Here is a 22030-nt window from a genome sequence, read left to right as displayed (position 1 = left end):
ACTTCCGTGCGCGTCGCTCGATCGGGGGGCTAGGCGAGCGGCCCGGTGACGGTCTCGACGGCCGCGACGACGCCGCCCTCGCGGACGAAGGCGTCCGCCGCCGCCAGGTCGGGGGCGAGGTGGCGGTCGGGGCCCGGGCCGCCGACGCCGGCCGCGCGGGCCGCGTCGATCGCCGCACGGCTCGCCGGTGCCGGGGTCAGCCCCTCGCGCAGCTCGATCGCGCGCGTGGCCGCGTACAGCTCGACCGCCAGGACGCGGGCGAGGTTGCCGACCGCCGTCCGCAGCTTGCGCGCCGCCGACCAGCCCATCGAGACGTGGTCCTCCTGCATCGCGGAGGACGGGATCGAGTCGACGGAGGCCGGCACCGCGAGCCGCTTCAACTCGCTGACCAGGGCGGCCTGCGTGTACTGGGCGATCATCAGCCCGGAGTCGACGCCGGGGTCGTCCGCGAGGAACGGCGGGAGCCCGTGGCTGCGGTTCTTGTCGAGCAGCCGGTCGGTGCGGCGCTCGGCGATGGAGGCGAGGTCGGCGGCGGCGATGGCGAGGAAGTCCAGGACGTACGCGACCGGCGCGCCGTGGAAGTTCCCGTTGGACTCCACCCGTCCGTCGGGCAGCACCACCGGGTTGTCGACGGCGGCGGCCAGCTCGCGCTCGGCGACGAGGCGGGCGTGCGCGAGGGTGTCCCGGCCGGCGCCCGCGACCTGGGGCGCGCAGCGCACGGAGTACGCGTCCTGCACCCGGGGCGCGTCGTCCTGGTGGTGCCCGGTGAGGCCGGAGCCCTTGAGCACGGCGAGCATGTTGGCGGCGCTGGCGGCCTGCCCGGGGTGCGGGCGGATGGCGTGCAGCTCGGGGGCGAGCACCTTCTCGGTGCCGAGCAGGGCCTCCAGGCTGAGGGCGGCGGTGACGTCGGCGGTCTTGTAGAGGGTGTCGAGGTCGGCGAGGGCCATGAGCAGCATGCCGAGCATGCCGTCGGTGCCGTTGAGGAGGGCGAGCCCCTCCTTCTCGCGCAGCTCGACGGGGGCGATGCCGTGCGCGGCGAGGAGTTCGGCCGCGGGGCGTACGACGCCGTCGGGGCCCTCGGCCTCGCCCTCCCCCATGAGGGTGAGCGCGCAGTGCGAGAGCGGCGCGAGGTCGCCGGAGCAGCCGAGGGAGCCGTACTCGTGGACGACCGGGGTGATGCCGGCGTTCAGGATGTCGGCCATGGTCTGCGCGACCTCGGGGCGCACGCCGGTGTGCCCGGAGCAGACGGTCTTCAGCCGCAGGAACATCAGCGCGCGGACGACCTCACGCTCGACGCGGGGGCCCATGCCGGCGGCGTGCGAGCGGACGATGTTGCGCTGGAGCTGGGTGCGCAGGTCCGCGCCGATGTGCCGGGTGGCGAGGGCGCCGAAGCCGGTGCTGACCCCGTAGACGGGGTCGGGCTTGGCGGCGAGTGCGTCGACGGTGCGGCGGGCGGCGGCGAGGGCCGTGCGGGCGTCGTCGTTGAGCTCGATGCGGGCGCCGTCGCGGGCGACGGCGAGGACGTCGGACGCGGTGACTGTGGTGGTGCCCACCACCACGGTTTGCATATCCATATTCAGGAGCGTACGCAGTGAATTCCGCGGTGTCACGGGTGGGGGTGGGTGGGGGGTTCTGTGAGGTTTTTCGCCCCCGCCGCCCCTTCCCGTCCCGACCTCGGGGGCTGCGCCCCCGGACCCCCCTACGGAGCTTCGCTCCGTAGGGCGCAGTTCCCCGCGCCCCTAATGCGTCACGGCAAGCGGCCGCGGAACGTGCGGCGCTCCGCGCCTTCCGGGCGTGCGTCCGCGAGGCGGACGACCGGGTCGTTGGCGCCTTCGCGTCCTGCCACCACCGGCTTGCCCGCCCGGAGGGCCTTCGCCCGGTACTGCGCGGCGTCGGCGAGGCGGAAGAGGCGGCGGCCCGAGCGGACCGGTCCGATGGGGTCGTCCGTGGAGGCGACGCCGCACGCCACCCCGTCCCCCAGTTCGAGCTCGGCCGCGCGCCGGCACAGTTCGTCGGCCGCGCGGACCACCTCGTCGCCGGGCGGCCCGACCGCGAGCAGGCAGAACTCGTCGCCGCCGAGCCGCGCGGCGAGCGTGCCCGGGAGCATCGCGCCGCACAGGGAGAGCACGGAACCGAAACGTTCCAGCAGACGGTCGCCGACCGCGTGGCCACGGGTGTCGTTGACTTGCTTCAGCCCGTTGAGGTCGCAGACGACGAGGCTGACGACGGCGCCCTCGGCCCGGTGCCGGTCCAGCGCCTCGTCCAGCCGCATGTCGACGGCACGGCGGTTGGCCAGCCCGGTGAGCGCGTCGGTGAAGGCCAGCCGACGGGCCTCCTCCAGCCGCTCGGTCTGCGCGATCCCGGCGGCGACGACGGAGGCGAGCACGGTCGCGAAGTCGGCGTCCGCCCGGTCGAAGACGGGGGCGCCCACCGGCCGCGCCACGTACAGCTCGCCCCAGGCGCGGCCGTGCAGCACGACCGGGGCGACGACGCAGGCGCCGCGACCGCGGCGGCGGAGCGCGGCGACGCGCTGGTGGCAGTAGCCGGCGCGGGTGGCCGACGCGCCCTCCGGGCCGCCGGCCGTCTCCACCCAGGCGCTCGGGCCGACGCCGCCGGCCCAGCGCTCGTGCAGGAACTCGGTGATCTCCGGGAACTCGTGCACGGGGTACGTCTCGTCCTCGGGGAACTCCTCCTCGTCCTCGGCGCGGGCGCCGACGTTCGCCAGGACGCGCAGGCAGCCGCGGTCGCGCTCCCAGACGGAGAGCGCGGCGAAGCTGCCGGCGAGCGCGTCGCAGGCCCGCAGGGCGGCGGCGCGCCAGGCGTCGCGGGGGGTGGGCGCGGCGGCCATGCCCTGCGCCAGCGCGACCACGGCCCGCAACCGTCTGTCCTCACCCATCACTCCAGGTTAGGGAGGAATGGGACGGGAGGGGAGGTTAGGGACGGCGAACGGGGGTGAGGGGGCGCGTGGGTTGCGGTGCGCTCAATCGTTCCAGCGTGGGGTCCGGCGTTCGTTGAACGCCGCCACTCCCTCCGCGCGGTCCGGCGAGAACGCGACCGTGCGCCAGGCCGCATCCTCCACCTCCAGGCCCGCCCGGAACTCCAGTCCCCAGCCGACCCGCAGCGCGCGCTTGGCCGCCCGCAGGCCGACCGGTGAGTTCGCGGCGAACCGGGCGGCCATCGCGAGCGCCGCCTCGCGGTCGTCGCCCGCCTCGACCAGCTCGTCCACCAGGCCGAGCTGTCTCGCCTCGGGGGCCTCCACCCGGCGGGCCGAGAAGACCAGCTCCGCCGCGCGGGCCGCTCCTACGCGGCGGGGCAGCAGTTGCGTGCCGCCGCCGCCCGGGATGACGCCGACCGAGACCTCGGGCAGACCCACCACCGCCGTGCTGTCCGCGACGATCACGTCGCAGGCGAGCGCGAGTTCGAAGCCGCCGCCGAGGGCGTAGCCGTGGACCGCGGCGATCGTCGGCATGGGGAGGTCCAGTACGCCGGTGTAGGCGGCGCGGGCGAGGGGGCGTTGGGCGAGGAGTTCGGCGTCGGTGAGGGCGTTGCGTTCCTTGAGGTCGGCGCCTACGCAGAAGGCGCGGTCGTGGGTCGAGGTGAGGACGACCGCCCGTACGGTTCGGTCCGACGCGAGGGCGTGGCAGGCGTCGGTGAGGGAGCGGGCCATGTCCGTCGAGACGGCGTTCATGGCTTTGGGGCGGTCGAGGACGAGTTCGGCGACGTGGGTGTGGCGCTTGACGACGACGTGGTCGCCGTAGCGCCGGTCGTCGTGCGTGTGTTCCGGCGTGTCCGCCATGTCGCCCTCCCGGTTAACGTGGGTTAACTGCTGGTGGGCCGATCATCGCAGGAGGGGGGTGGGCGGCGGAAGTGGGGCCGGGGGGTGTGGAGGTTTTTTCGCCCCCGCCGCCCCTACCCGTCCCATCCCTTCAAGGGGCTCCGCCCCTTGGACCCCGGGGGTGCGTTGTCGGGTGCGGGTGGGTGGGGACTTCTCGCGCAGTTCCCCGCGCCCCTATTGGGGCGCGATTGCCCTCGCGCCCTGCGGCGGAGCCGCACACCGATACAGCCCCGCGCCCCTACTCCTCGGGCGTCCGTCGCGTCAGGAGCCAGGGTTCGACCACGCCCAGGCCCCTTACCGGACGTTGCCACATGGGCTGGAGGGCGAAGCGGTAGGTGGGGGGGTTCTCGCCCTCTTTTTCCGCTGTGGCCGCCGCTTCCGCGGCCTCCGCCTCCGAGGCGGGGGCCTCGCCGGAGCGGATGAGTTCCTCGGCGAACGCCTGGTCGACGAGGACCGCGTCCTTGGGGGCTATCGACGTCAGCCGGCTCGCGAGGTTCACCGTCGTACCGAACACGTCACCCATCCGGGTGGTCACCGTGCCGAACGCTATGCCGACGCGCAGTTCCGGCATGGTCTCGTCGTTCGCCATGGTCTCGATCAGCCGCAGGGCCGTCTCGGCGGCGACACCGGCGTCGTCGGCCGCGTAGAGGACCTCGTCGCCGAGGGTCTTGATGAGCCGGCCGCCGTTGGCCGCGACCAGGTCCGCCGCGGTCGTCTCGAACGCCTCGACCAGCTCGCCGAGCTCCTCCTCCTCCATCCGCCGGGTCAGCCGGGTGAAGCCGACGAGGTCGGCGAAGCCTACGGCGAGGCGGCGGTCGACCATCTCCTCGTCGTCCGTGGCCTGGATGACCCGCCCGGTGGCCGCGGCGAGCTGGCGCCGCCAGACGTAGACCAGGAATTCCTCCAGCTCCGGCAGGAGCAGCTCCACCAGCGGGTACGTCACCTCGGTGCGGGTCATGCCGGGCTCGGGCGGCTCGGTGAGGTCCTCCAGGAAGGAGTCGATCTGCCACTCGGCCAGCCGGGCGGTGGTCTGGCCGGTGGACCGGGCGACCTGCACGGCCATCGCCTCGCTGAGCAGTCCCGCCTCGACGAGACCGGCGAGCCGTCGCAGTGCGAGGACGTCGGCCTCGGTGAGCGCCTTGGCCTGGCCGATGTCGGCGAAGCCCATGGCCCGCCAGAAGCGGGAGGCCAGTTCCATGGAGACGCCCGCGCTGCGGGCCGCCTGGAAGGGGGTGTAGCGGCGCTCGGCGCCGAGGATCAGGCCTTCGAGGCGGAGGGCGAGGGGGTCCGTCTCGTCGTCCTCGTCGCCGGCGGCGTCACCATCGGCTACGTCGTCCTCGCCGCCGGCTGCCTGTGCCGCCCCCGCCTGGCCGGAGCCCGGCTCGCCCGCACCGGCCTCGTCGTCCCGCGCCGGTTCACCGTCGGGGGCGGGATGTGCGCCCGTGCCCGAGCCCGAATCGTCGACGGTCACGCCTGCTGCCCTTCCGATCTGTCGCGGTCAGGTATCGACCGCGCTCAACTCTACGGCAGGTGTGCGGTAGCTCACTCCCGGACGGAGCTGCCCGCTTTCACCCCCGCGCGGGCCGCAGATGGATCACGTCGCCCGCGCCCACCGGCTCCTGTACCCCTTCCTCCGTGGCGATCACCAGCCGTCCGTCCCCGTCGACCGCCACCGCCTCCCCGGTGACCGACCGGTCGCCCGGCAGGTCGGCCCGCACGGTACGGCCCAGGGTGGCGCATCCGGCGGCGTACGTCTCCTGGAGTCCGCTCGCCGCGGCGTCCCCGCCGGCCTCCCGCCAGCGGCCGTACCACTGCTCCAGGGAGCGCAGTACGGCCCGCAGCAACGGGTCGCGGTCCGTACCGGACGCGCCCGCGAGGGCCAGCGACCCGGCGGTGGGGACGGGGAGCTCGTCCGCGCGCAGGGTGACGTTGATGCCGATGCCGACGACGACGCCCCGCTCCCCGGCCCGCTCGGCGAGGATGCCGCCGGTCTTGCGCTCGGCGCCGCCCACCGTGACCAGGAGGTCGTTGGGCCACTTCAGGGCGGTGTCGACGCCCGCCGCGCGGGACAGCCCGGTGGCCACCGCGACGCCGGTGAGCAGCGGCAGCCAGCCCCAGCGGGCGACGGGCACCTCGGCCGGTTCGAGCAGGACGGAGAAGAAGAGGCCGGACCGGGCGGGAGCCGTCCACCGCCGGTCCAGGCGGCCGCGCGCCGCGCTCTGCTCCTCCGCGACCAGCACCGCACCCTCGGCCGCCGTGCCCTGCGCCGCGCGGGCGACCAGGTCGCTGTTGGTGGACCCGGTGCGCTGCGCCACCTCCACCTCCGACCACAGGCTCCCCGGCCGCACCAGCGCCCGGCGCAGCGCACCGGCGTTGAGCGGCGGCCGCTCCAGGTCGGACCAGCGGCTGGGCGGCGGCTCGGAAGCGTCTCGCGGCGTCATGACGGCCAGCCTAGGCGGCGTCGGGTGTGGCCAACGCCGCACTGCCGACCCGTAGGCGCACCACTACGCTACGGATGAGTAGCCCACCCCTCGCACGAGCGTCACCGACCAGCGCCGTCCCCCGTCGTCCCCGAACGTCCACGAGCACCCGAGAACCGCACATCGCACCCTCACGTCCCCACTTGAGCAGGCAGGGAGCCGCATCCCCGATGTCCGAGCCGGAAGAGCGCCAGGCGCGCGAAGAGATCGACATCCACACCACCGCGGGCAAGCTCGCGGATCTGCAGCGCCGTATCGAGGAAGCCACGCACGCCGGTTCGGCACGCGCCGTCGACAAGCAGCACGCCAAGGGCAAGCTGACGGCCCGCGAGCGGATCGAACTCCTCCTGGACGAGGACTCGTTCGTCGAACTGGACGAGTTCGCCCGGCACCGCTCGACCAACTTCGGACTCGAGGACAACCGCCCCTACGGCGACGGCGTGGTCACCGGCTACGGCACCGTCGACGGCCGTCCGGTCGCCGTCTTCTCCCAGGACTTCACCGTCTTCGGCGGCGCCCTCGGCGAGGTCTACGGGCAGAAGATCGTCAAGGTGATGGACTTCGCGCTCAAGACCGGCTGCCCCGTCATCGGCATCAACGACTCCGGCGGCGCCCGCATCCAGGAAGGCGTCGCCTCCCTCGGCGCGTACGGCGAGATTTTCCGCCGCAACACCCACGCGAGCGGTGTCGTCCCGCAGATCAGCCTGATCGTCGGCCCGTGCGCGGGCGGCGCGGTCTACTCCCCCGCGATCACCGACTTCACGGTCATGGTCGACCAGACCAGCCATATGTTCATCACCGGCCCGGACGTCATCAAGACCGTCACCGGCGAGGACGTCGGCTTCGAGGAACTCGGTGGCGCCCGCACCCACAACACGGCCTCCGGCGTGGCCCACCACATGGCGGGCGACGAGAAGGACGCCATCGAGTACATCAAGCAGCTGCTGTCCTACCTCCCCTCGAACAACCTCTCCGAGCCCCCGGCCTTCCCCGAGGAGGCCGACCTCGCCGTCACCGACGAGGACCGCGAGCTGGACACCCTCGTCCCCGACTCCGCGAACCAGCCGTACGACATCCACACGGTGATCGAACACGTGCTGGACGACGCGGAGTTCTTCGAGACGCAGCCGCTGTACGCGCCGAACATCGTCACCGGCTACGGCCGCATCGAGGGCCGGCCCGTCGGCATCGTCGCCAACCAGCCCATGCAGTTCGCCGGCTGCCTGGACATCAAGGCGAGCGAGAAGGCCGCCCGCTTCGTGCGCACCTGCGATGCCTTCAACATCCCCGTCCTCACCTTCGTCGACGTCCCCGGCTTCCTGCCCGGCGTCGACCAGGAGCACGACGGCATCATCCGCCGCGGCGCCAAGCTGATCTTCGCCTACGCCGAGGCCACCGTCCCCCTCATCACCGTCATCACCCGCAAGGCCTTCGGCGGCGCCTACGACGTCATGGGCTCCAAACACCTGGGCGCCGACCTGAACCTGGCCTGGCCCACCGCCCAGATCGCCGTCATGGGCGCCCAGGGCGCCGTCAACATCCTGCACCGGCGCACCATCGCCGCCGCCGACGACGCCGAGGCGACCCGGGCCCGGCTGATCCAGGAGTACGAGGACACCCTCCTCAACCCCTACGTCGCCGCCGAACGCGGCTACGTCGACGCCGTGATCATGCCCTCCGACACCCGCGCCCACCTCGTCCGCGGCCTGCGCCAGCTGCGCACCAAGCGCGAGTCCCTCCCCCCGAAGAAGCACGGCAACATCCCGCTGTAGCAACTGGAAGGAGCCGCTGTGACGATCAAAGTCGTACGGGGCAACCCGACCCCCGAGGAGCTCGCCGCCGCCCTCGCGGTGGTCCGCGCCCGGGCCGCCGCGGCCGGTGCCGAGCCGCCCGCCGCGCCCGCCCCGCGCGCCGCCTGGTCCGACCCGTCCCGCCTCGCGGCGCGGCGCCTGCCGCAGCCGGGCCCGACGGCCTGGAGCCGTACGTACTGGCCGGGCTGACGCCCCGCTTCCCGGGCGGCCGACGCTGCCGCCGCGGCCGCCCGGGAAGTTGAGTACCCGTACTCAGGCGCGGACCGACCGGCCGGTCGCACCCTCGAAGACATGCTGTGGTCCGACCCCGAGAACGAGCCGCCCGAGGAACTGCGCGGCGCGCAGGCCATGCTGCGCCGCCTCGGCGTCGTCCTGGCCCTGGCCATGGTCCTGGCCATGCTCGTGCTGGGCATCCTGTAGGCACGGCCGGCCGCGCACGCGGCGGGCGGGGCGCAATACCCTGACCCGCATGACCGATCAGTCGCCGCCCCGCCGCCTCGTGCTCGCCTCCCAGTCCCCCGCCCGCCTCGGCCTGCTCCGTCAGGCGGGGCTCGCTCCGGAGGTCGTCGTCAGCGGAGTGGACGAGGACCCCTTCACCGCCCCCACCCCCGCCGAGCTGGCGCTCGCCCTCGCCGAGGCGAAGGCGTCCGTCGTGGCGGCCCGCCCGGACGTGCGCGGCGCGCTCGTGGTCGGCTGCGACTCGGTACTGGACCTGGACGGCCGGGCGCTCGGCAAGCCCGCCGACGCCGAGGAGGCCACGGCCCGCTGGAAGGCGATGCGCGGCCGGGCCGGCACGCTGCAGACGGGCCACTGCGTGTGGGACACCGCGACCGGCCGGCACGTCTCGGCGACCGCGTCCACCGTGGTCCGCTTCGGGGAGCCGACGGACGACGAGATCGCCGCCTACGTCGCCTCCGGGGAGCCGCTGCACGTCGCGGGCGCGTTCACGCTGGACGGCCGCTCGGCGCCGTTCATCGACGGCATCGAGGGCGACCACGGCAACGTCATCGGGCTCAGTCTGCCGCTGCTCCGCCGGCTGCTGGCGGAACTGGGCGTGAGCATCACGGAGTTGTGGGCGCCCCCGGTCCAGGAGCGCTGACGGGTCCGGGGTCGGCGGGCTGTCCCGCCGGCCCCGCCGAGGGGTCCGGGGGCCCCGGGGCGTCCGTCGCGGCGGGACGCGGCTGCTCCTGCGCCCGGTCGTACGTCATCAGCGTGAGCACGATCAGCGCGAAGACGACCATCAGGTAGGCGAACGCCCGCCACCCGATCAGTCCCACCGCGAACGCGCCCAGCACCGCGTGCACCACGGCCGCGCTGATCAGCAGTACGCGGCCGAGCCCGGCGGACGGGCGGTTGCGTACGCAGACCGCCAGCGCGGCGATGCCGCACAGCACGAAGTAGAGGCCGAAGACCAGGCCGCCGATCTTCGACGACGCGGACATCTTGTCCGGGTCGAGGCCGGCGAGGGACATGTGCTGGTGGTCCACGAGCGTGCCCAGGGTCCAGTTGAGCAGCGCGACGCCCACCGCCTCGCAGAAGAGCACGACCGCCGTCACCAGCGCCACCGGTCTGCGCAGCACTCCGCCCCACCCCCGCCTTCCCCCGCGTTACCACGAGTACGTACCGGACATCGGGCACGCTACTCACGGGTAAGGGTTGGGACAAGGGGTGCGGCAGGGGCAAAGAATCATTGGGCCATTAGTAGGGACTCCACAAAGAAACACGACCGGCCGCAGCACGGCCGCACAGAGACCTTGACCACACCGGAGGGCTAGGGTTTCCGGGAGGGCCCCCGCGTACTCCGGTGCGACAAGGGGTTTCGCCGGTCGAGTGAGCCCCGACTCACGCTCCGTGTGGGCAAGCTCACCAATGGGCACGGGTCGAAACGTCGTGTCGGCAGTCCCTAAACTCGGCTTGTTTCAAGGAGAGGGAGCCATCGTGCGCAAGGTGTTGATCGCCAACCGTGGCGAAATCGCTGTCCGTGTCGCCCGGGCCTGCCGCGACGCCGGCATCGCCAGCGTGGCGGTCTACGCGGAACCGGACCGGGACGCGGTGCACGTGCGCGTCGCCGACGAGGCGTTCGCCCTGGGCGGGGACACCCCGGCCACCAGCTACCTGGACATCGCCAAGGTGCTCCAGGCCGCCGCGGACTCCGGCGCGGACGCCGTTCACCCCGGATACGGCTTCCTCTCCGAGAACGCGGAGTTCGCCCAGGCGGTCCTGGACGCGGGCCTGATCTGGATCGGCCCGCCCCCGCACGCCATCCGCGACCTCGGCGACAAGGTCGCCGCCCGGCACATCGCGCAGCGCGCCGGCGCCCCGCTGGTGGCCGGCACGCCGGACCCGGTGTCCGGCGCGGAGGAGGTCGTGGCCTTCGCCGAGGAGCACGGCCTGCCCATCGCGATCAAGGCCGCGTTCGGCGGCGGCGGGCGCGGTCTGAAGGTGGCACGCACCCTGGACGAGGTGCCCGAGCTGTACGACTCTGCGGTGCGCGAGGCCGTGGCCGCGTTCGGGCGCGGCGAGTGCTTCGTCGAGCGGTACCTGGACAAGCCCCGGCACGTGGAGACGCAGTGCCTGGCCGACTCCCACGGCAACGTGGTCGTCGTCTCCACGCGTGACTGCTCGCTGCAGCGCCGGCACCAGAAGCTGGTGGAGGAGGCCCCGGCGCCGTTCCTCTCCAAGGAGCAGATGGACCAGCTGTACTCCGCCTCCAAGGCCATCCTGAAGGAGGCCGGGTACGTCGGCGCCGGCACCGTGGAGTTCCTCGTCGGGGCGGACGGCACGATCTCCTTCCTGGAGGTCAACACGCGGCTCCAGGTCGAGCACCCGGTGACCGAGGAGGTCTCCGGGATCGACCTCGTGCGCGAGATGTTCCGCATCGCCGACGGCGAGAAGCTCGGCTACGACGACCCGCCGCTGCGCGGGCACTCCTTCGAGTTCCGCATCAACGGCGAGGACCCGGGCCGGGGCTTCCTGCCCGCGCCGGGGACCGTGACGCGGTTCGACCCGCCGTCGGGGCCGGGTGTCCGGCTGGACGCGGGCGTCGAGGCCGGGTCGGTCATCGGTCCGGCGTGGGACTCGCTGCTGGCGAAGCTGATCGTGACGGGGCGTACGCGGGCGGAGGCGTTGCAGCGGGCGGCCCGTGCCCTGGACGAGTTCCAGGTGGAGGGCATGGCCACGGCCATCCCGTTCCACCGCGCGGTGGTCCGCGACCCCGCCTTCGGGCCGGAGCTGACCGGGTCCGCCGATCCGTTCACCGTGCACACGCGGTGGATCGAGACGGAGTTCGTCAACGAGATCAAGCCGTTCTCCGCGGTCGCGGATGCGGAGGGTGACGAGGAGTCGGGCCGCGAGACGGTGGTCGTCGAGGTCGGCGGCAAGCGGCTGGAGGTGTCGTTGCCGGCGTCGTTGGGGATGACGCTGGCGCGGACGGGGCTGGCGGCGGGCGCGAAGCCGAAGCGGCGGGCCGCGAAGAAGTCGGGTCCCGTGGCCTCGGGCGACACGCTGGCCTCTCCCATGCAGGGGACGATCGTCAAGATCGCGGTCGAGGAGGGCCAGGAGGTCAAGGAGGGCGATCTGATCGTCGTCCTGGAGGCGATGAAGATGGAGCAGCCGATCAATGCCCACAAGGCGGGCACGGTGAAGGGGCTCGGTGCGGAGGTGGGCGCGAGCGTGACGTCGGGCGCGCCCCTCTGCGAGATCAAGGACTGACGGTTCCCTCCGGGGGTGGCGGGGCGTTTTCCTCGCCCCCGCCGCCCCTGCCCGTCCCATCCTCAAGGGGCTCCGCCCCTTTGACCCCGGGGGGGGGTGGGGGTGGAGTGGGATGAAAGGCGGGGCTCAGCCCCACCACCCCAGCGGGGGCTCCGCCCCCTGCACCCCCGAAAGACGCAAGGGGCTCCGCCCCCTGGACCCCCGAGAGGGCTCGGGGCCGCGCCCCCCACCCTCCGGGTCACCCCAGCCAACCCAGGGGCGCGGGGAACTGCGCGAGCAACCACAGCGCACCCGCACACGACAACCCAGGGCACGCCCCCTCTTTCAGGGGCGCGGGGAACTGCGCGATCAGCAACATCGCGCCCGCGGCCGGGAACCCACCCCCACGCACCCCTACCCCTCAAACGAGCCGCACGGCGGCGTCAGCGGCGGCGGAGGTCGGCGACTCGGGCCGGGCGGTCGCCGCCCGGGGGGTCGCCGAGGACCGGTGCGCTGCGGAGCTGCGGGGCCGTCGGACCCTGCCGTCTCGGCCCCGGCAGGCCGACGTCCCGCCGCGCCTGCCGGCCCCCGGCGGGACCCGTCTCGCCACCCCCCGCCCCGGCCACCGCGATCTGCACGCCCTGGTCGGCCAGCGCCTGCAATTCCCCGCCCGCACGGTCGTCGTGTGCGGGCGGCTCGTCGGTCACGAGCCGGGTGATCAGATCCGTCGGCACGGTCTGGAACATCGTGTCCGTGCCCAGCTTCGTGTGGTCCGCCAGGACGACCACCTCCGCCGCCGCCTGCACCAACGCCCGGTCGACCGACGCGGAGAGCATGTTGGACGTGGAGAGCCCCCGCTCGGCGGTGAGCCCGGCGCCGGAGAGGAACGCCCGGGAGACCCGCAGCCCCTGCAAGGACTGTTCCGCCCCCGACCCGACCAGCGCGTAGTTGGAGCCGCGCAGGGTGCCGCCGGTCATCACGACCTCCACCCGGTTGGCGTGCGCGAGGGCCTGCGCCACCAGCAGGGAGTTGGTGACGACCGTCAGCCCCGGCACCCGGGCGAGCCGACGGGCCAGCTCCTGCGTGGTGGTGCCCGCACCGACCACGATCGCCTCGCCCTCTTCGACGAGGCTCGCGGCGAGATCGGCGATGGCCGTCTTCTCGGCGGTCGCGAGATGGGATTTCTGCGGAAAGCCGGACTCCCGCGTGAACCCGCCCGGCAGTACCGCACCGCCGTGCCGGCGGTCGAGGAGTCCTTCTGCCTCCAGCGCGCGCACGTCCCGCCGTACGGTCACTTCGGAGGTCTGGACGACGCGGGCGAGCTCACGGAGCGACACGGCCCCGTTCGCGCGCACCATTTCGAGGATCAATTGGCGACGTTCTGCAGCGAACACGAAACTGACAGTAACCCCAACGACCGCCTGCTTTCAGCAGTTTGCGCCGAATAACAGAAGTTGTTCGCACAGGGGGGTCACAAGTGGTATACGCGCTTCCCGGCGGGGTCTCACGCCCCGCCGGTCGTCTCTCCGGTCGCCTTGCGGGTGTGGAGCTGGCGGGCGACCTCGGCGATCGAACCCGACAGGGACGGGTACACGGTGAACGCGTTCGCGATCTGTTCGACCGTCAGGTTGTTGTCGACCGCGATCGAGATGGGGTGGATCAGTTCCGAGGCGCGCGGTGCGACGACCACACCGCCGACCACGATCTCGGTGCCCGGGCGGCAGAAGATCTTGACGAAGCCGTCCCGGATGCCCTGCATCTTGGCGCGCGGGTTGCGCAGCAGCGGCAGCTTGACGACGCGGGCGTCGATCTTCCCGGCGTCGACGTCGGCCTGCGAGTAGCCGACGGTGGCGATCTCGGGGTCGGTGAAGACGTTGGCCGAGACGGTCTTGAGGTTGAGCGGGGCCACGGCGTCGCCGAGGAAGTGGTACATCGCGATGCGGCCCTGCATCGCCGCCACCGAGGCGAGCGCGAAGACGCCGGTGACGTCACCGGCGGCGTACACACCCGGCGCCGTCGTGCGCGAGACGCGGTCGGTGCGGATGTGCCCGGAGTCGCGCAGCTGGACGCCGGCCTCCTCCAGGCCCATGCCCGCGCTGTTCGGGATGGCGCCGACCGCCATCAGACAGTGCGAACCGGTGATGACCCGGCCGTCGGCGAGCGTGACCTCGACCCGGTCGCCGACCCGCTTGGCGGACTGGGCACGGGAGCGGGCCATGACGTTCATGCCGCGGCGCCGGAAGACGTCCTCCAGGACGGCGGCGGCGTCCGGGTCCTCGCCGGGCAGCACCCGGTCGCGCGAGGAGACCAGGGTGACCTTGGAGCCGAGCGCCTGGTAGGCACCGGCGAACTCGGCACCGGTGACGCCGGAGCCGACCACGATGAGCTCCTCGGGCAGCTCGTCGAGGTCGTAGACCTGGGTCCAGTTCAGGATGCGCTCGCCGTCGGGCTGCGCGTCGGGCAGCTCGCGCGGGTGACCGCCGGTGGCGATGAGGACGGCGTCGGCGGTGAGCCGCTCCTCGCTGCCGTCGGCGGCCCGGACGACGACCGTGCGCGAGCCGTCGACGGCCTGCATGCCCTCCAGCCGGCCGCGCCCGCGCACCACCCGGGCGCCGGCCCGGGTCACGGAGGCGGTGATGTCGTGCGACTGGGCGAGCGCGAGCCGCTTGACCCGTCGGTTGACCTTGCCCAGGTCGACCCCGACCACGCGGGCGGCCTGCTCCAGGGGCGGGGTGTCGTCGGCGACGATGATGCCGAGCTCCTCGTAGGAGGAGTCGAAGGTGGTCATCACCTCGGCGGTGGCGATGAGGGTCTTCGAGGGCACGCAGTCGGTCAGCACCGACGCGCCGCCCAGGCCGTCGCAGTCGACGACGGTCACCTCCGCGCCGAGCTGCGCGGCCACCAGCGCCGCTTCGTATCCGCCGGGTCCGCCACCAATGATCACGATCCGAGTCACGTACTCCATTGTCCCGCACGCTTCAAGATGCTTCCCGCCGGGGCCGACGGCGGGGCGCGTCCGGACGGGACCCGCGCCGGTACGGCACCCCGGGCGCTGCCCGGGTGGGGCGCCCGGGACTGCCGTACGCTGCGCTCATGTCGCTCTACGCCGCGTACGCCGGCAACCTCGACGCGCGGCTGATGACCCGCCGCGCCCCGCACTCGCCGCTGCGCGCCACGGGCTGGCTGAACGACTGGCGGCTCACGTTCGGCGGCGAGCAGATGAGCTGGGAGGGCGCCCTCGCGACGCTCGTGGAGGCGCCGGGTTCCCAGGTCTTCGTCGCGCTGTACGACATCGCCCCGATGGACGAGGACGCGCTGGACGGGTGGGAGGGCGTCGGCATGGACATATACCGCCGCCTGAAGGTGCGGGTGCACACGCTGGACGGGGAGGAGTCCGCGTGGGCGTACGTCCTCAACGCGTACGAGGGCGGACTGCCGTCCGCCCGCTATCTCGGTGAGCTCGCCGACGCGGCGGAGTCGGCGGGCGCGCCGCACGATTACGTGATGGAGCTGCGCAAGCGCCCGTGCTGAGCGGTGCGTCATGGCTGTCGAGGGGCGCCTGACAACTCGGGGGCTTCTGTTGTTCGGCGGGTGCGGGTACGTCCTGGTTGTTCGCGCAGTTCCCCGCGCCCCTGAAAACTCGGGGGCGCCCCCCGCTTTTAAGGGGCGCGGGGAACTGCGCGACAAGCCCCCACCGGCCGCAAGCCGACAACGCACCCAAGAGGTCCAAGGGGCGAAGCCCCTTGTCAAGGACGGTAAAGGCAGGGACGGCGGGCGCGAGCCCGGCCCCTGGGGCACGACACGACAACGATCGCACTCCCGTGACCTCCGTCATCTACGCGCGTAGGCGGTAAGCGGCTAGTCTCTTGCGCGTGAACGCTTCTCTTCTTCCGGACGACCGCCAGGGCGACCCCTACGCCGCCGCCGACACCGCCGGCGCGCGGCTGCGCGAACTGACGGGTGCCGAGACCCACGACGTCGCCCTCGTGATGGGCTCCGGCTGGGCCCCCGCCGTGGACGCCCTCGGCGAGCCCGACGCCGAACTGCTGGTCACGGACCTGCCGGGCTTCGCCCCGCCGGCCGTGGAGGGCCACGGCGGCCGGCTGCGCTCGTACCGCGTCGGCGGCAAGCACGCCCTGGTCTTCCTCGGCCGCACCCACTACTACGAGGGTCACGGGGTCGCCTCGGTCGCCCACGGCGTGCGCACGGCCGTCGCCGCCGGTGCGAAGACGGTCGTCCTGACCAACGGCTGCGGAGGTCTGCGCGAGACGATGCGTCCCGGGCAGCCGGTGCTGATCAGCGACCACATCAACCTGACCGCGACCTCGCCGATCGTGGGCGCGAACTTCGTCGACCTCACCGACCTGTACTCGCCGCGGCTGCGCGCGCTGTGCAAGGAGATCGAGCCCGGCCTGGAGGAGGGCGTCTACGCCCAGTTCCCCGGCCCGCACTACGAGACGCCGGCGGAGATCCGCATGGCGCGGACGATCGGCGCGGACCTGGTCGGCATGTCGACGGTCCTGGAGGCGATCGCCGCGCGCGAGGCGGGCGCGGAGGTCCTCGGCATCTCCCTGGTCACCAACCTGGCCGCCGGCATGACCGGCGAACCCCTCAACCACGAGGAGGTCCTCCAGGCCGGCCGTGACAGCGCGACCCGCATGGGCGCACTGCTGACAAAGGTCCTGGACCGCATCTGAGACACCCCGGGGGAGGCGCCCCCTATCAAGGGGCGCGGGGAACTGCGCAATCTTTTAGGGGGTCCGGGGGCGGAGCCCCCGGGACGGGAAGGGTAGGGGCGGCGGGGGCGAGAAAACCCACAGGCGCCCCACCCCTCACCACAACGAGAGAGGCTGACCCGTGCACGACGACGATCTCCTCGCCAAGGCCAAGGCCTGGCTCGCGGAGGACCCCGACCCGGACACCCGCGAGGAACTCGCCGCCCTCCTCGAAACCCCCGACCTCCCCGAACTCACCGCCCGCTTCTCCGGCACCCTCCAGTTCGGCACCGCCGGCCTGAGGGGCGAACTCGGCGCCGGCCCCCAGCGCATGAACCGCGCCGTCGTCATCCGCGCCGCCGCCGGCCTCGCCGCGTACCTGAAGAAGAACGGCGTCCCCCACGGCACGCAGGACGACGCCGGCCTCGTCGTCATCGGCTACGACGCCCGCCACAAGTCCGCCGACTTCGCCCGCGACACCGCCGCCGTGATGACCGGCGCGGGCCTGCGCGCGGCGGTCCTCCCCCGCCCGCTGCCCACCCCCGTCCTCGCCTTCGCCATCCGGCACCTCGGCGCGGTGGCCGGCGTCGAGGTCACCGCGAGCCACAACCCGCCCCGGGACAACGGCTACAAGGTGTACCTGGGGGACGGCTCGCAGATCGTGCCGCCGGCGGACGCGGAGATCGCCGCCGAGATCGACGCGATCGCCGCCCTGGCGGACGTGCCCCGCCCGGACTCCGGCTGGGAGATCCTCGACGACTCCGTCCTCGACGCCTACCTCGCCCGTACGGACGCCGTCCTCGCCCCCGGCTCGCCGCGCACCGCCCGCACGGTCTACACGGCGATGCACGGCGTCGGCAAGGACACGCTCCTCGCCGCGTTCGCCCGGGCCGGCTTCCCCACGCCCGTGCTGGTCCCCGCGCAGGCGGAGCCGGACCCGGACTTCCCGACCGTCGCCTTCCCCAACCCGGAGGAGCCGGGCGCGATGGACCTGGCGTTCGCGACGGCACGGGAGGCCGACCCCGATCTGATCATCGCCAACGACCCGGACGCCGACCGGTGCGCCGCCGCCGTGCGGGACGGCGGCGAGTGGCGGATGCTGCGCGGCGACGAGGTCGGCGCGCTGCTCGCCGCGCACCTGGTCCGGCGCGGGACGACCGGCACGTTCGCGGAGTCCATCGTCTCCTCCTCCCTCCTCGGCCGGATCGCCGAGTCGGCGGGACTGGGCTACGAGGAGACGCTCACCGGCTTCAAGTGGATCGCCCGCGTGGAGGGTCTGCGGTACGGCTACGAGGAGGCGCTCGGCTACTGCGTCGACCCGGAGGGGGTGCGCGACAAGGACGGCATCACGGCGGCACTGCTGCTGACCGAACTGGCGTCCGGCCTGAAGTCCGAGGGGCGCACACTGCTCGACCTCCTCGACGACCTCGCCGTCGAGCACGGCCTGCACGCGACGGACCAGTTGTCGGTACGGGTGGAGGACCTGTCCGTCATCGCCGACGCGATGCGCCGCCTGCGCGAGCACCCGCCGGTGCGGCTCGCGGGCCTCACGGTGACCGCCGCGGAGGACCTGACCCGCGGCACCGACCGGCTCCCCCCGACGGACGGGTTGCGCTACGTGATGGACGGTGCGCGGGTGATCGTCCGCCCGAGTGGGACGGAGCCGAAGCTGAAGTGCTACCTGGAGGCCGTCGTACCGGTCGGCTCCCGGGACGACCTGCGGTCGGCGCGGGAGCGTGCGGCCGGCCTGCTGGCGGCGTTGAAGAGGGACGTGTCGGAGGCGGCGGGCCTCTGACACGCCTCCGGAGGGGGTGGAGACGGTCGGTTCTTCGGCTGCGCGCGCGACGTGGTCGCCCGCGCGGCCGAAGAACGGCGTCGGCCGCGCGGCTACGGCCGGCGGCGCAGTACCGCACGGGCCGGGAGGGTGACCGCGAGGAGGGCCAGGCCGCCTGCGGCGACCGCGAAGGAGCCGAACAGCAGCGGGGGCACGTACGGGGCGTCGCCGGTGACGCCGCTCATCATCGGGATGAGCGTGGCCGCGGCGATCGCGGAGCCGAGGACCAGGCCCACCACGGCCACCAGCAGGCCCTCCCAGCGGAGCATCGTCATCACCTGACGCCGGGTGGAGCCGACCAGGCGCAGGGTGCCCAGTTCGCGGCGCCGGTCCAGCACCGTCATCACCAGGGTGTTGATCGCGGCGACGGCCGCGAAGCCGCCGAGGACCGCGGCCATGGTGTTGTTCATCCAGGCCCCCGTCCTCGCGTCCAGGCTCTGCTCGGTGGCGTAGCCGGAGACGTCGGTGACCTCGCCCAGGGCGGTGAGCGACCTCTCCGAGCCGCCCCGTACCAGCAGCGTGCTGTCGAAGGCCGAGGTGACGTGCCCGTCCAGGGACGCGCGGTCCATGGTCACCGTGGCCAGGCCGAGGCCGCGGCCGTAGACGGCGACGACCTCGGGGCTGACCTCGGTGCCGTCGGGGAGGTAGAGCGGGAGCCGGTCGCCGACGCCGGCGTCCGCCGAGTCCGCGAGGGTCCGGTCGATGGCGATACGGCCCTCGCCGAGCCGGTCGAGGCTGCCGTCGCGCACGTCCAGATCCTCGACCTCCGCGAGCTCGGCGCCGGAGCCGGTGACGCCCTGGGTCGAGGCGCCGAGGAGCGACGTGAACTCGCCGGAGCCGGTCGGCACCAGCACCTGCGTGTTGAGCAGTCCGACGGCCGTGCGGACGCCCTGTGCGCCGGCGGCACGGGCGGCCGTGTCGACCGGGAGGCCGGCCGGGTCCGTGACCACGTGGTCCGCGGTGATGCCCGCGCGCACCTGCTTGTCGGCGGCGTGGTTCTCGCTCGTGTGCATGAACACGAGGGTCGAGGAGAAGGCCACGGCGAGCGCGATCGGGGTGATCGCGGAGGCGAGACGGCGGGCGTTGGCGCGGGAGTTGGCGGCCGCGAGCCCGGCGGCCGGGCCGGCGGAGCGCAGCGGGAGGCCGAACAGCCCCGCGCACAGCCGCGCCACCAGCGGGCCGAGCAGCCCGACGGCGAGCATGAAGCACATGACGACGCCGAGGGCGGCACCGGCCGCGTCGTCCCCGGCGGAGCGGGCGGACACACCGGTGAGGACCGCGCCTCCGACGAGGGCGACGACGCCGAGGACGGTACGGACCACACCGGGCCGCAGCCGTTCCACCGAGGCCTCCGACAGTGCCTGCCCCGGCTTGATCCTCGCGGGCCGCCGCCCGGCCGCCCAGCCCGCACCGAGCGCGGTGAGCAGCCCCATGACGACGGCGGCAAGCAGCGGGAACCCGGAGACGTGCAGGTCCACGCCTCGCGGGACGGCGCCGCGGTCCTGCAACTGTCCGAACCACCAGTGCGCGAGCCCGATGCCGGGCAGGCAGCCGACGATCCCGGCGAGCGGCGCGACGAGCAGCGCCTCGGAGGCGACCGCGCGGCGGACCTGCCGCGGGGTGGCCCCGATGGCGCGCAGCAGGGCGAACTCGCGGGCCCGCTGACCGACCGAGAGCGCGACGGTCCCGGCGGCGGTGAAGACCGCGACGATCGCGGCGATACCACCGAAGGAGCCGCCGATCCCGAAGAGCGTCACCTTGGCGTACCCGAGGCCGGGGTCCTCGACGCCGCCGCGGTCGTCGCCGGTGTGGACCTGGACGCCGGAGCCGGCCAGGGCCTGCCGCACGGCGTCGGCGAGGGCGCCGGTGTCCGTGCCGTCCTCGGCCAGTACGGCCACGGCGTCGACCGTGCCGGGGTGTCCGGCGAGCGTGCCGGCCCGGTCGTCGGCGAACCAGGCCGGGGGTCCGGGGTCACGGGCGGTGTCCCCGGGTCCGGCCTCGGCGAGGCCGGCGACGCGGAAGTCCTGCCGGCCCGCGGCGGTCTCCAGGACCACGGTGTCGCCGACGGCGGCGTGCGCGGCGCGGGCGGTGCCGGCGTCGAGCACGACCTCGTCCGCACGGGGCGCGGAACCGCTCGTCAGCGAGGTGCCGGTGAAGGCGTGCGAGCCCCATCCGTGCGCGGTGAGCACCCCGCCCGGAACGGACAGGTCACGCACGCCGGCGCCCGCACCGTCGTGCGCGCTGTCGTGCGCGCTGTCGTGCGCGCTGTCGTGCGCGCTGTCGTGCGCCGTGCGCACCGGGAAGGTGAAGTCGGCGACGGCTGCGGCCACGCCCGGCGCCTTGGCGACCTTCGCCGCCAGGGCGGCGTCCATCCGTGCCGTGTCCGGCAGCGGTGTCGCCTCCCTCTCCTCGTCCTCGCCGCTGCCGGTGACGACGTACTCGTTCTGGTCCGCGGCCGCGACGACCGGCGTGTTCGCGTAGCGCTCGGGCGGCACCGAGGCGCGCAGGCCGGTCTCCAGCAGGATTCCGCAGGTCGAGACGATCAGTGCGGACATCAGCAGGGCGAGGAAGGTCCCCGCGAAGGACGCGGGCTTGAAGCGGACGGCCTCACGGGCGAGTCCGTTGGGGCGCCTCATACGGTCACCCCCACCGGCGCGCCCGCGCGCGAGGCACGGGAGGTGAGCACGGCCATCCGCGCCGCGATCCGCTCCGCCGAACCGCGTTCGAGGCGGTCGGCGAAGGAGCCGTCGGCGAGGAACAGCACCCGGTCGGCCCAGGAGGCCGCGACCGGGTCGTGGGTGACCATGACGACCGTGGCTTCGAGGGAGTCCACGGCGTTGCGCAGCAGGCCGAGGACCTCGGCGGCGGTGCCGGTGTCGAGGGCGCCGGTGGGTTCGTCGGCGAAGATGACGTCGGGGTCGGTGATCAGGGCGCGGGCGACGGCCACGCGCTGCTGCTGGCCGCCGGAGAGCTCTCCGGGCCGGCGCCTGGCCTTGTCGGCGAGCCCGACCCGGGCGAGCACCTCCTCGGCCCGGCGCCGGTCCTGGCGCTGCCCGGCCAGGCGCATGGGGAGCAGCACGTTCTGCTCCACGGTCAGCGACGGCAGCAGGTTGAACGCCTGGAAGACGAAGCCGAGGCGGCTGCGGCGCAGTTCGGTGAGCTCGTTCTCGCTCATGCCGGTGATCTCCGTGCCGCCGAGGCGCACGGATCCCGCCGTCGGCCGGTCGAGCCCGGCGGCGCATTGCAGGAAGGTGGACTTCCCCGATCCGGAGGGGCCCATGACCGCGGTGAACGTGCCGCGCGGCAGCCCCAGGTCGATGCCGGCGAGGGCGTGCACGGCGCCCGCCCCGCGGCCGTACTGCCGGCGGACGTCGCGCAGTTCGACGGCGAGACCGGGCGTGGCGGCGGGGACCGCGGTCCGGCCGCCGGTCTCCGGCGAGTCGTCCGTCTCCGGCCGGTTGTCCACCTCCGGCCGGTTCTCCGCCTGCCGCCGCTTGCCCCTGCGTAGCCTCATGTCCCGTCTCCTCCATGCGTGCGCTTCCCGTGACGGAGGACAGAGTGCGGGGACGGCCACCGGCCTGGCGTCATACCCGGGAGCCAATGCGGAGGTAGTACCCCGGTAGGGGGTGGAGGAGGGGCGCGGGGACGCGGGGACGCGGGCGGTC

General features: G+C 73.6%; 18 protein-coding genes. 8 read left to right on the top strand and 10 right to left on the bottom strand.

Going from position 1 to position 22030, the window contains the following annotated elements; all coding sequences use genetic code 11:
* Positions 1-29: 29 nt before the first annotated feature.
* The 5 genes from hutH to OIE12_RS20570 form a co-directional block, all read right to left on the bottom strand.
* Positions 30-1568: a histidine ammonia-lyase gene (hutH, locus tag OIE12_RS20590; protein WP_329142098.1), complete on the bottom strand. Its 1539-nt coding sequence runs from the start codon at positions 1566-1568 to the stop codon at positions 30-32.
* Positions 1569-1747: 179 nt separating this feature from the next.
* Complete coding sequence (locus OIE12_RS20585; RefSeq protein ID WP_329137411.1) at positions 1748-2896, bottom strand: GGDEF domain-containing protein; 1149 nt, start codon at positions 2894-2896, stop codon at positions 1748-1750.
* An 84-nt stretch (positions 2897-2980) separates the two neighbouring features.
* Positions 2981-3796 carry an enoyl-CoA hydratase/isomerase family protein gene (locus tag OIE12_RS20580; protein WP_329137409.1) on the bottom strand — a complete coding sequence of 272 codons (816 nt, stop codon included), beginning with the start codon at positions 3794-3796 and terminating at the stop codon, positions 2981-2983.
* 277 nt (positions 3797-4073) lie between these two features.
* Entirely contained in the window at positions 4074-5306 is a 1233-nt protein-coding gene (locus OIE12_RS20575; protein ID WP_329137407.1) for an adenylate/guanylate cyclase domain-containing protein, read from the bottom strand.
* Positions 5307-5403: 97 nt separating this feature from the next.
* Entirely contained in the window at positions 5404-6276 is an 873-nt protein-coding gene (locus OIE12_RS20570; protein WP_329137404.1) for a biotin--[acetyl-CoA-carboxylase] ligase, read from the bottom strand.
* A 209-nt stretch (positions 6277-6485) separates the two neighbouring features.
* Here OIE12_RS20570 and OIE12_RS20565 point away from each other — a divergent pair, with 209 nt between their 5' ends.
* From OIE12_RS20565 to OIE12_RS20550, 4 genes are all read left to right on the top strand, one after another.
* Positions 6486-8087: an acyl-CoA carboxylase subunit beta gene (locus OIE12_RS20565; protein WP_329137402.1), complete on the top strand. Its 1602-nt coding sequence runs from the start codon at positions 6486-6488 to the stop codon at positions 8085-8087.
* Positions 8088-8105: 18 nt separating this feature from the next.
* Positions 8106-8315: an acyl-CoA carboxylase epsilon subunit gene (locus tag OIE12_RS20560; RefSeq protein WP_329137400.1), complete on the top strand. Its 210-nt coding sequence runs from the start codon at positions 8106-8108 to the stop codon at positions 8313-8315.
* A 102-nt stretch (positions 8316-8417) separates the two neighbouring features.
* A complete protein-coding gene (gene mmpB / locus OIE12_RS20555) occupies positions 8418-8546 on the top strand; it encodes a morphogenic membrane protein MmpB (RefSeq protein WP_267881984.1) in 129 nt (42 codons plus the stop codon).
* Between the two features lie 49 nt (positions 8547-8595).
* Positions 8596-9225, top strand: a complete 630-nt coding sequence (locus OIE12_RS20550) for a nucleoside triphosphate pyrophosphatase (RefSeq protein WP_329137397.1) — start codon at positions 8596-8598, stop codon at positions 9223-9225.
* Here the strand turns inward: OIE12_RS20550 and OIE12_RS20545 are convergent.
* Complete coding sequence (locus OIE12_RS20545) at positions 9188-9706, bottom strand: hypothetical protein (protein WP_329137395.1); 519 nt, start codon at positions 9704-9706, stop codon at positions 9188-9190. The genes OIE12_RS20550 and OIE12_RS20545 overlap by 38 nt on opposite strands.
* A 358-nt stretch (positions 9707-10064) precedes the next feature.
* On the opposite strand from OIE12_RS20545, the gene OIE12_RS20540 reads away from it, so the two are divergent.
* The gene (locus tag OIE12_RS20540) at positions 10065-11837 is read left to right on the top strand and encodes an acetyl/propionyl/methylcrotonyl-CoA carboxylase subunit alpha (RefSeq protein ID WP_329137393.1); all 1773 of its coding nucleotides are present in this window, start codon (positions 10065-10067) and stop codon (positions 11835-11837) included.
* Positions 11838-12259: 422 nt separating this feature from the next.
* On the opposite strand, the gene OIE12_RS20535 is transcribed toward OIE12_RS20540, so the two are convergent.
* Together OIE12_RS20535 and OIE12_RS20530 are read right to left on the bottom strand one after the other, a co-directional pair.
* The gene (locus tag OIE12_RS20535) at positions 12260-13210 is read right to left on the bottom strand and encodes a DeoR/GlpR family DNA-binding transcription regulator (RefSeq protein ID WP_329137391.1); all 951 of its coding nucleotides are present in this window, start codon (positions 13208-13210) and stop codon (positions 12260-12262) included.
* Between the two features lie 110 nt (positions 13211-13320).
* Positions 13321-14781: an NAD(P)H-quinone dehydrogenase gene (locus OIE12_RS20530; RefSeq protein WP_329137389.1), complete on the bottom strand. Its 1461-nt coding sequence runs from the start codon at positions 14779-14781 to the stop codon at positions 13321-13323.
* Positions 14782-14909: 128 nt separating this feature from the next.
* Here OIE12_RS20530 and OIE12_RS20525 point away from each other — a divergent pair, with 128 nt between their 5' ends.
* From OIE12_RS20525 to OIE12_RS20515, 3 genes are all read left to right on the top strand, one after another.
* A complete protein-coding gene (locus tag OIE12_RS20525; RefSeq protein ID WP_329137387.1) occupies positions 14910-15347 on the top strand; it encodes a gamma-glutamylcyclotransferase in 438 nt (145 codons plus the stop codon).
* A 341-nt stretch (positions 15348-15688) separates the two neighbouring features.
* Positions 15689-16513, top strand: a complete 825-nt coding sequence (locus OIE12_RS20520) for a purine-nucleoside phosphorylase (protein ID WP_329137385.1) — start codon at positions 15689-15691, stop codon at positions 16511-16513.
* A 160-nt stretch (positions 16514-16673) separates the two neighbouring features.
* Positions 16674-18326 carry a phospho-sugar mutase gene (locus OIE12_RS20515; RefSeq protein ID WP_329137383.1) on the top strand — a complete coding sequence of 551 codons (1653 nt, stop codon included), beginning with the start codon at positions 16674-16676 and terminating at the stop codon, positions 18324-18326.
* 92 nt (positions 18327-18418) lie between these two features.
* On the opposite strand, the gene OIE12_RS20510 is transcribed toward OIE12_RS20515, so the two are convergent.
* Together OIE12_RS20510 and OIE12_RS20505 are read right to left on the bottom strand one after the other, a co-directional pair.
* The gene (locus OIE12_RS20510) at positions 18419-21001 is read right to left on the bottom strand and encodes an ABC transporter permease (protein ID WP_329137381.1); all 2583 of its coding nucleotides are present in this window, start codon (positions 20999-21001) and stop codon (positions 18419-18421) included.
* Complete coding sequence (locus tag OIE12_RS20505) at positions 20998-21879, bottom strand: ABC transporter ATP-binding protein (protein WP_329137379.1); 882 nt, start codon at positions 21877-21879, stop codon at positions 20998-21000. Before OIE12_RS20505 ends, OIE12_RS20510 begins: the two co-directional genes overlap by 4 nt.
* Between the last annotated feature and the right edge of the window lie 151 nt (positions 21880-22030).

This window comes from Streptomyces sp. NBC_00670 (assembly GCF_036226765.1).
Classification (GTDB): domain Bacteria; phylum Actinomycetota; class Actinomycetes; order Streptomycetales; family Streptomycetaceae; genus Streptomyces.
Note: the sequence above shows the minus strand (reverse complement) of the source record. Positions and strands in the feature narration are given on the sequence as shown.

Excerpts from the sequence above, each read along its gene's own strand:
- OIE12_RS20525 (WP_329137387.1), top strand. The coding sequence starts at position 14,910 with ATGTCGCTCTACGCCGCGTACGCCGGCAACCTCGACGCGCGGCTGATG.
- OIE12_RS20505 (WP_329137379.1), bottom strand. The coding sequence starts at position 21,879 with ATGAGGCTACGCAGGGGCAAGCGGCGGCAGGCGGAGAACCGGCCGGAG.
- OIE12_RS20585 (WP_329137411.1), bottom strand. The coding sequence starts at position 2,896 with ATGGGTGAGGACAGACGGTTGCGGGCCGTGGTCGCGCTGGCGCAGGGC.
- hutH (WP_329142098.1), bottom strand. The coding sequence starts at position 1,568 with ATGCAAACCGTGGTGGTGGGCACCACCACAGTCACCGCGTCCGACGTC.
- OIE12_RS20580 (WP_329137409.1), bottom strand. The coding sequence starts at position 3,796 with ATGGCGGACACGCCGGAACACACGCACGACGACCGGCGCTACGGCGAC.
- OIE12_RS20550 (WP_329137397.1), top strand. The coding sequence starts at position 8,596 with ATGACCGATCAGTCGCCGCCCCGCCGCCTCGTGCTCGCCTCCCAGTCC.
- OIE12_RS20510 (WP_329137381.1), bottom strand. The coding sequence starts at position 21,001 with ATGAGGCGCCCCAACGGACTCGCCCGTGAGGCCGTCCGCTTCAAGCCC.
- OIE12_RS20565 (WP_329137402.1), top strand. The coding sequence starts at position 6,486 with ATGTCCGAGCCGGAAGAGCGCCAGGCGCGCGAAGAGATCGACATCCAC.
- OIE12_RS20570 (WP_329137404.1), bottom strand. The coding sequence starts at position 6,276 with ATGACGCCGCGAGACGCTTCCGAGCCGCCGCCCAGCCGCTGGTCCGAC.
- mmpB (WP_267881984.1), top strand. The coding sequence starts at position 8,418 with ATGCTGTGGTCCGACCCCGAGAACGAGCCGCCCGAGGAACTGCGCGGC.
- OIE12_RS20530 (WP_329137389.1), bottom strand. The coding sequence starts at position 14,781 with ATGGAGTACGTGACTCGGATCGTGATCATTGGTGGCGGACCCGGCGGA.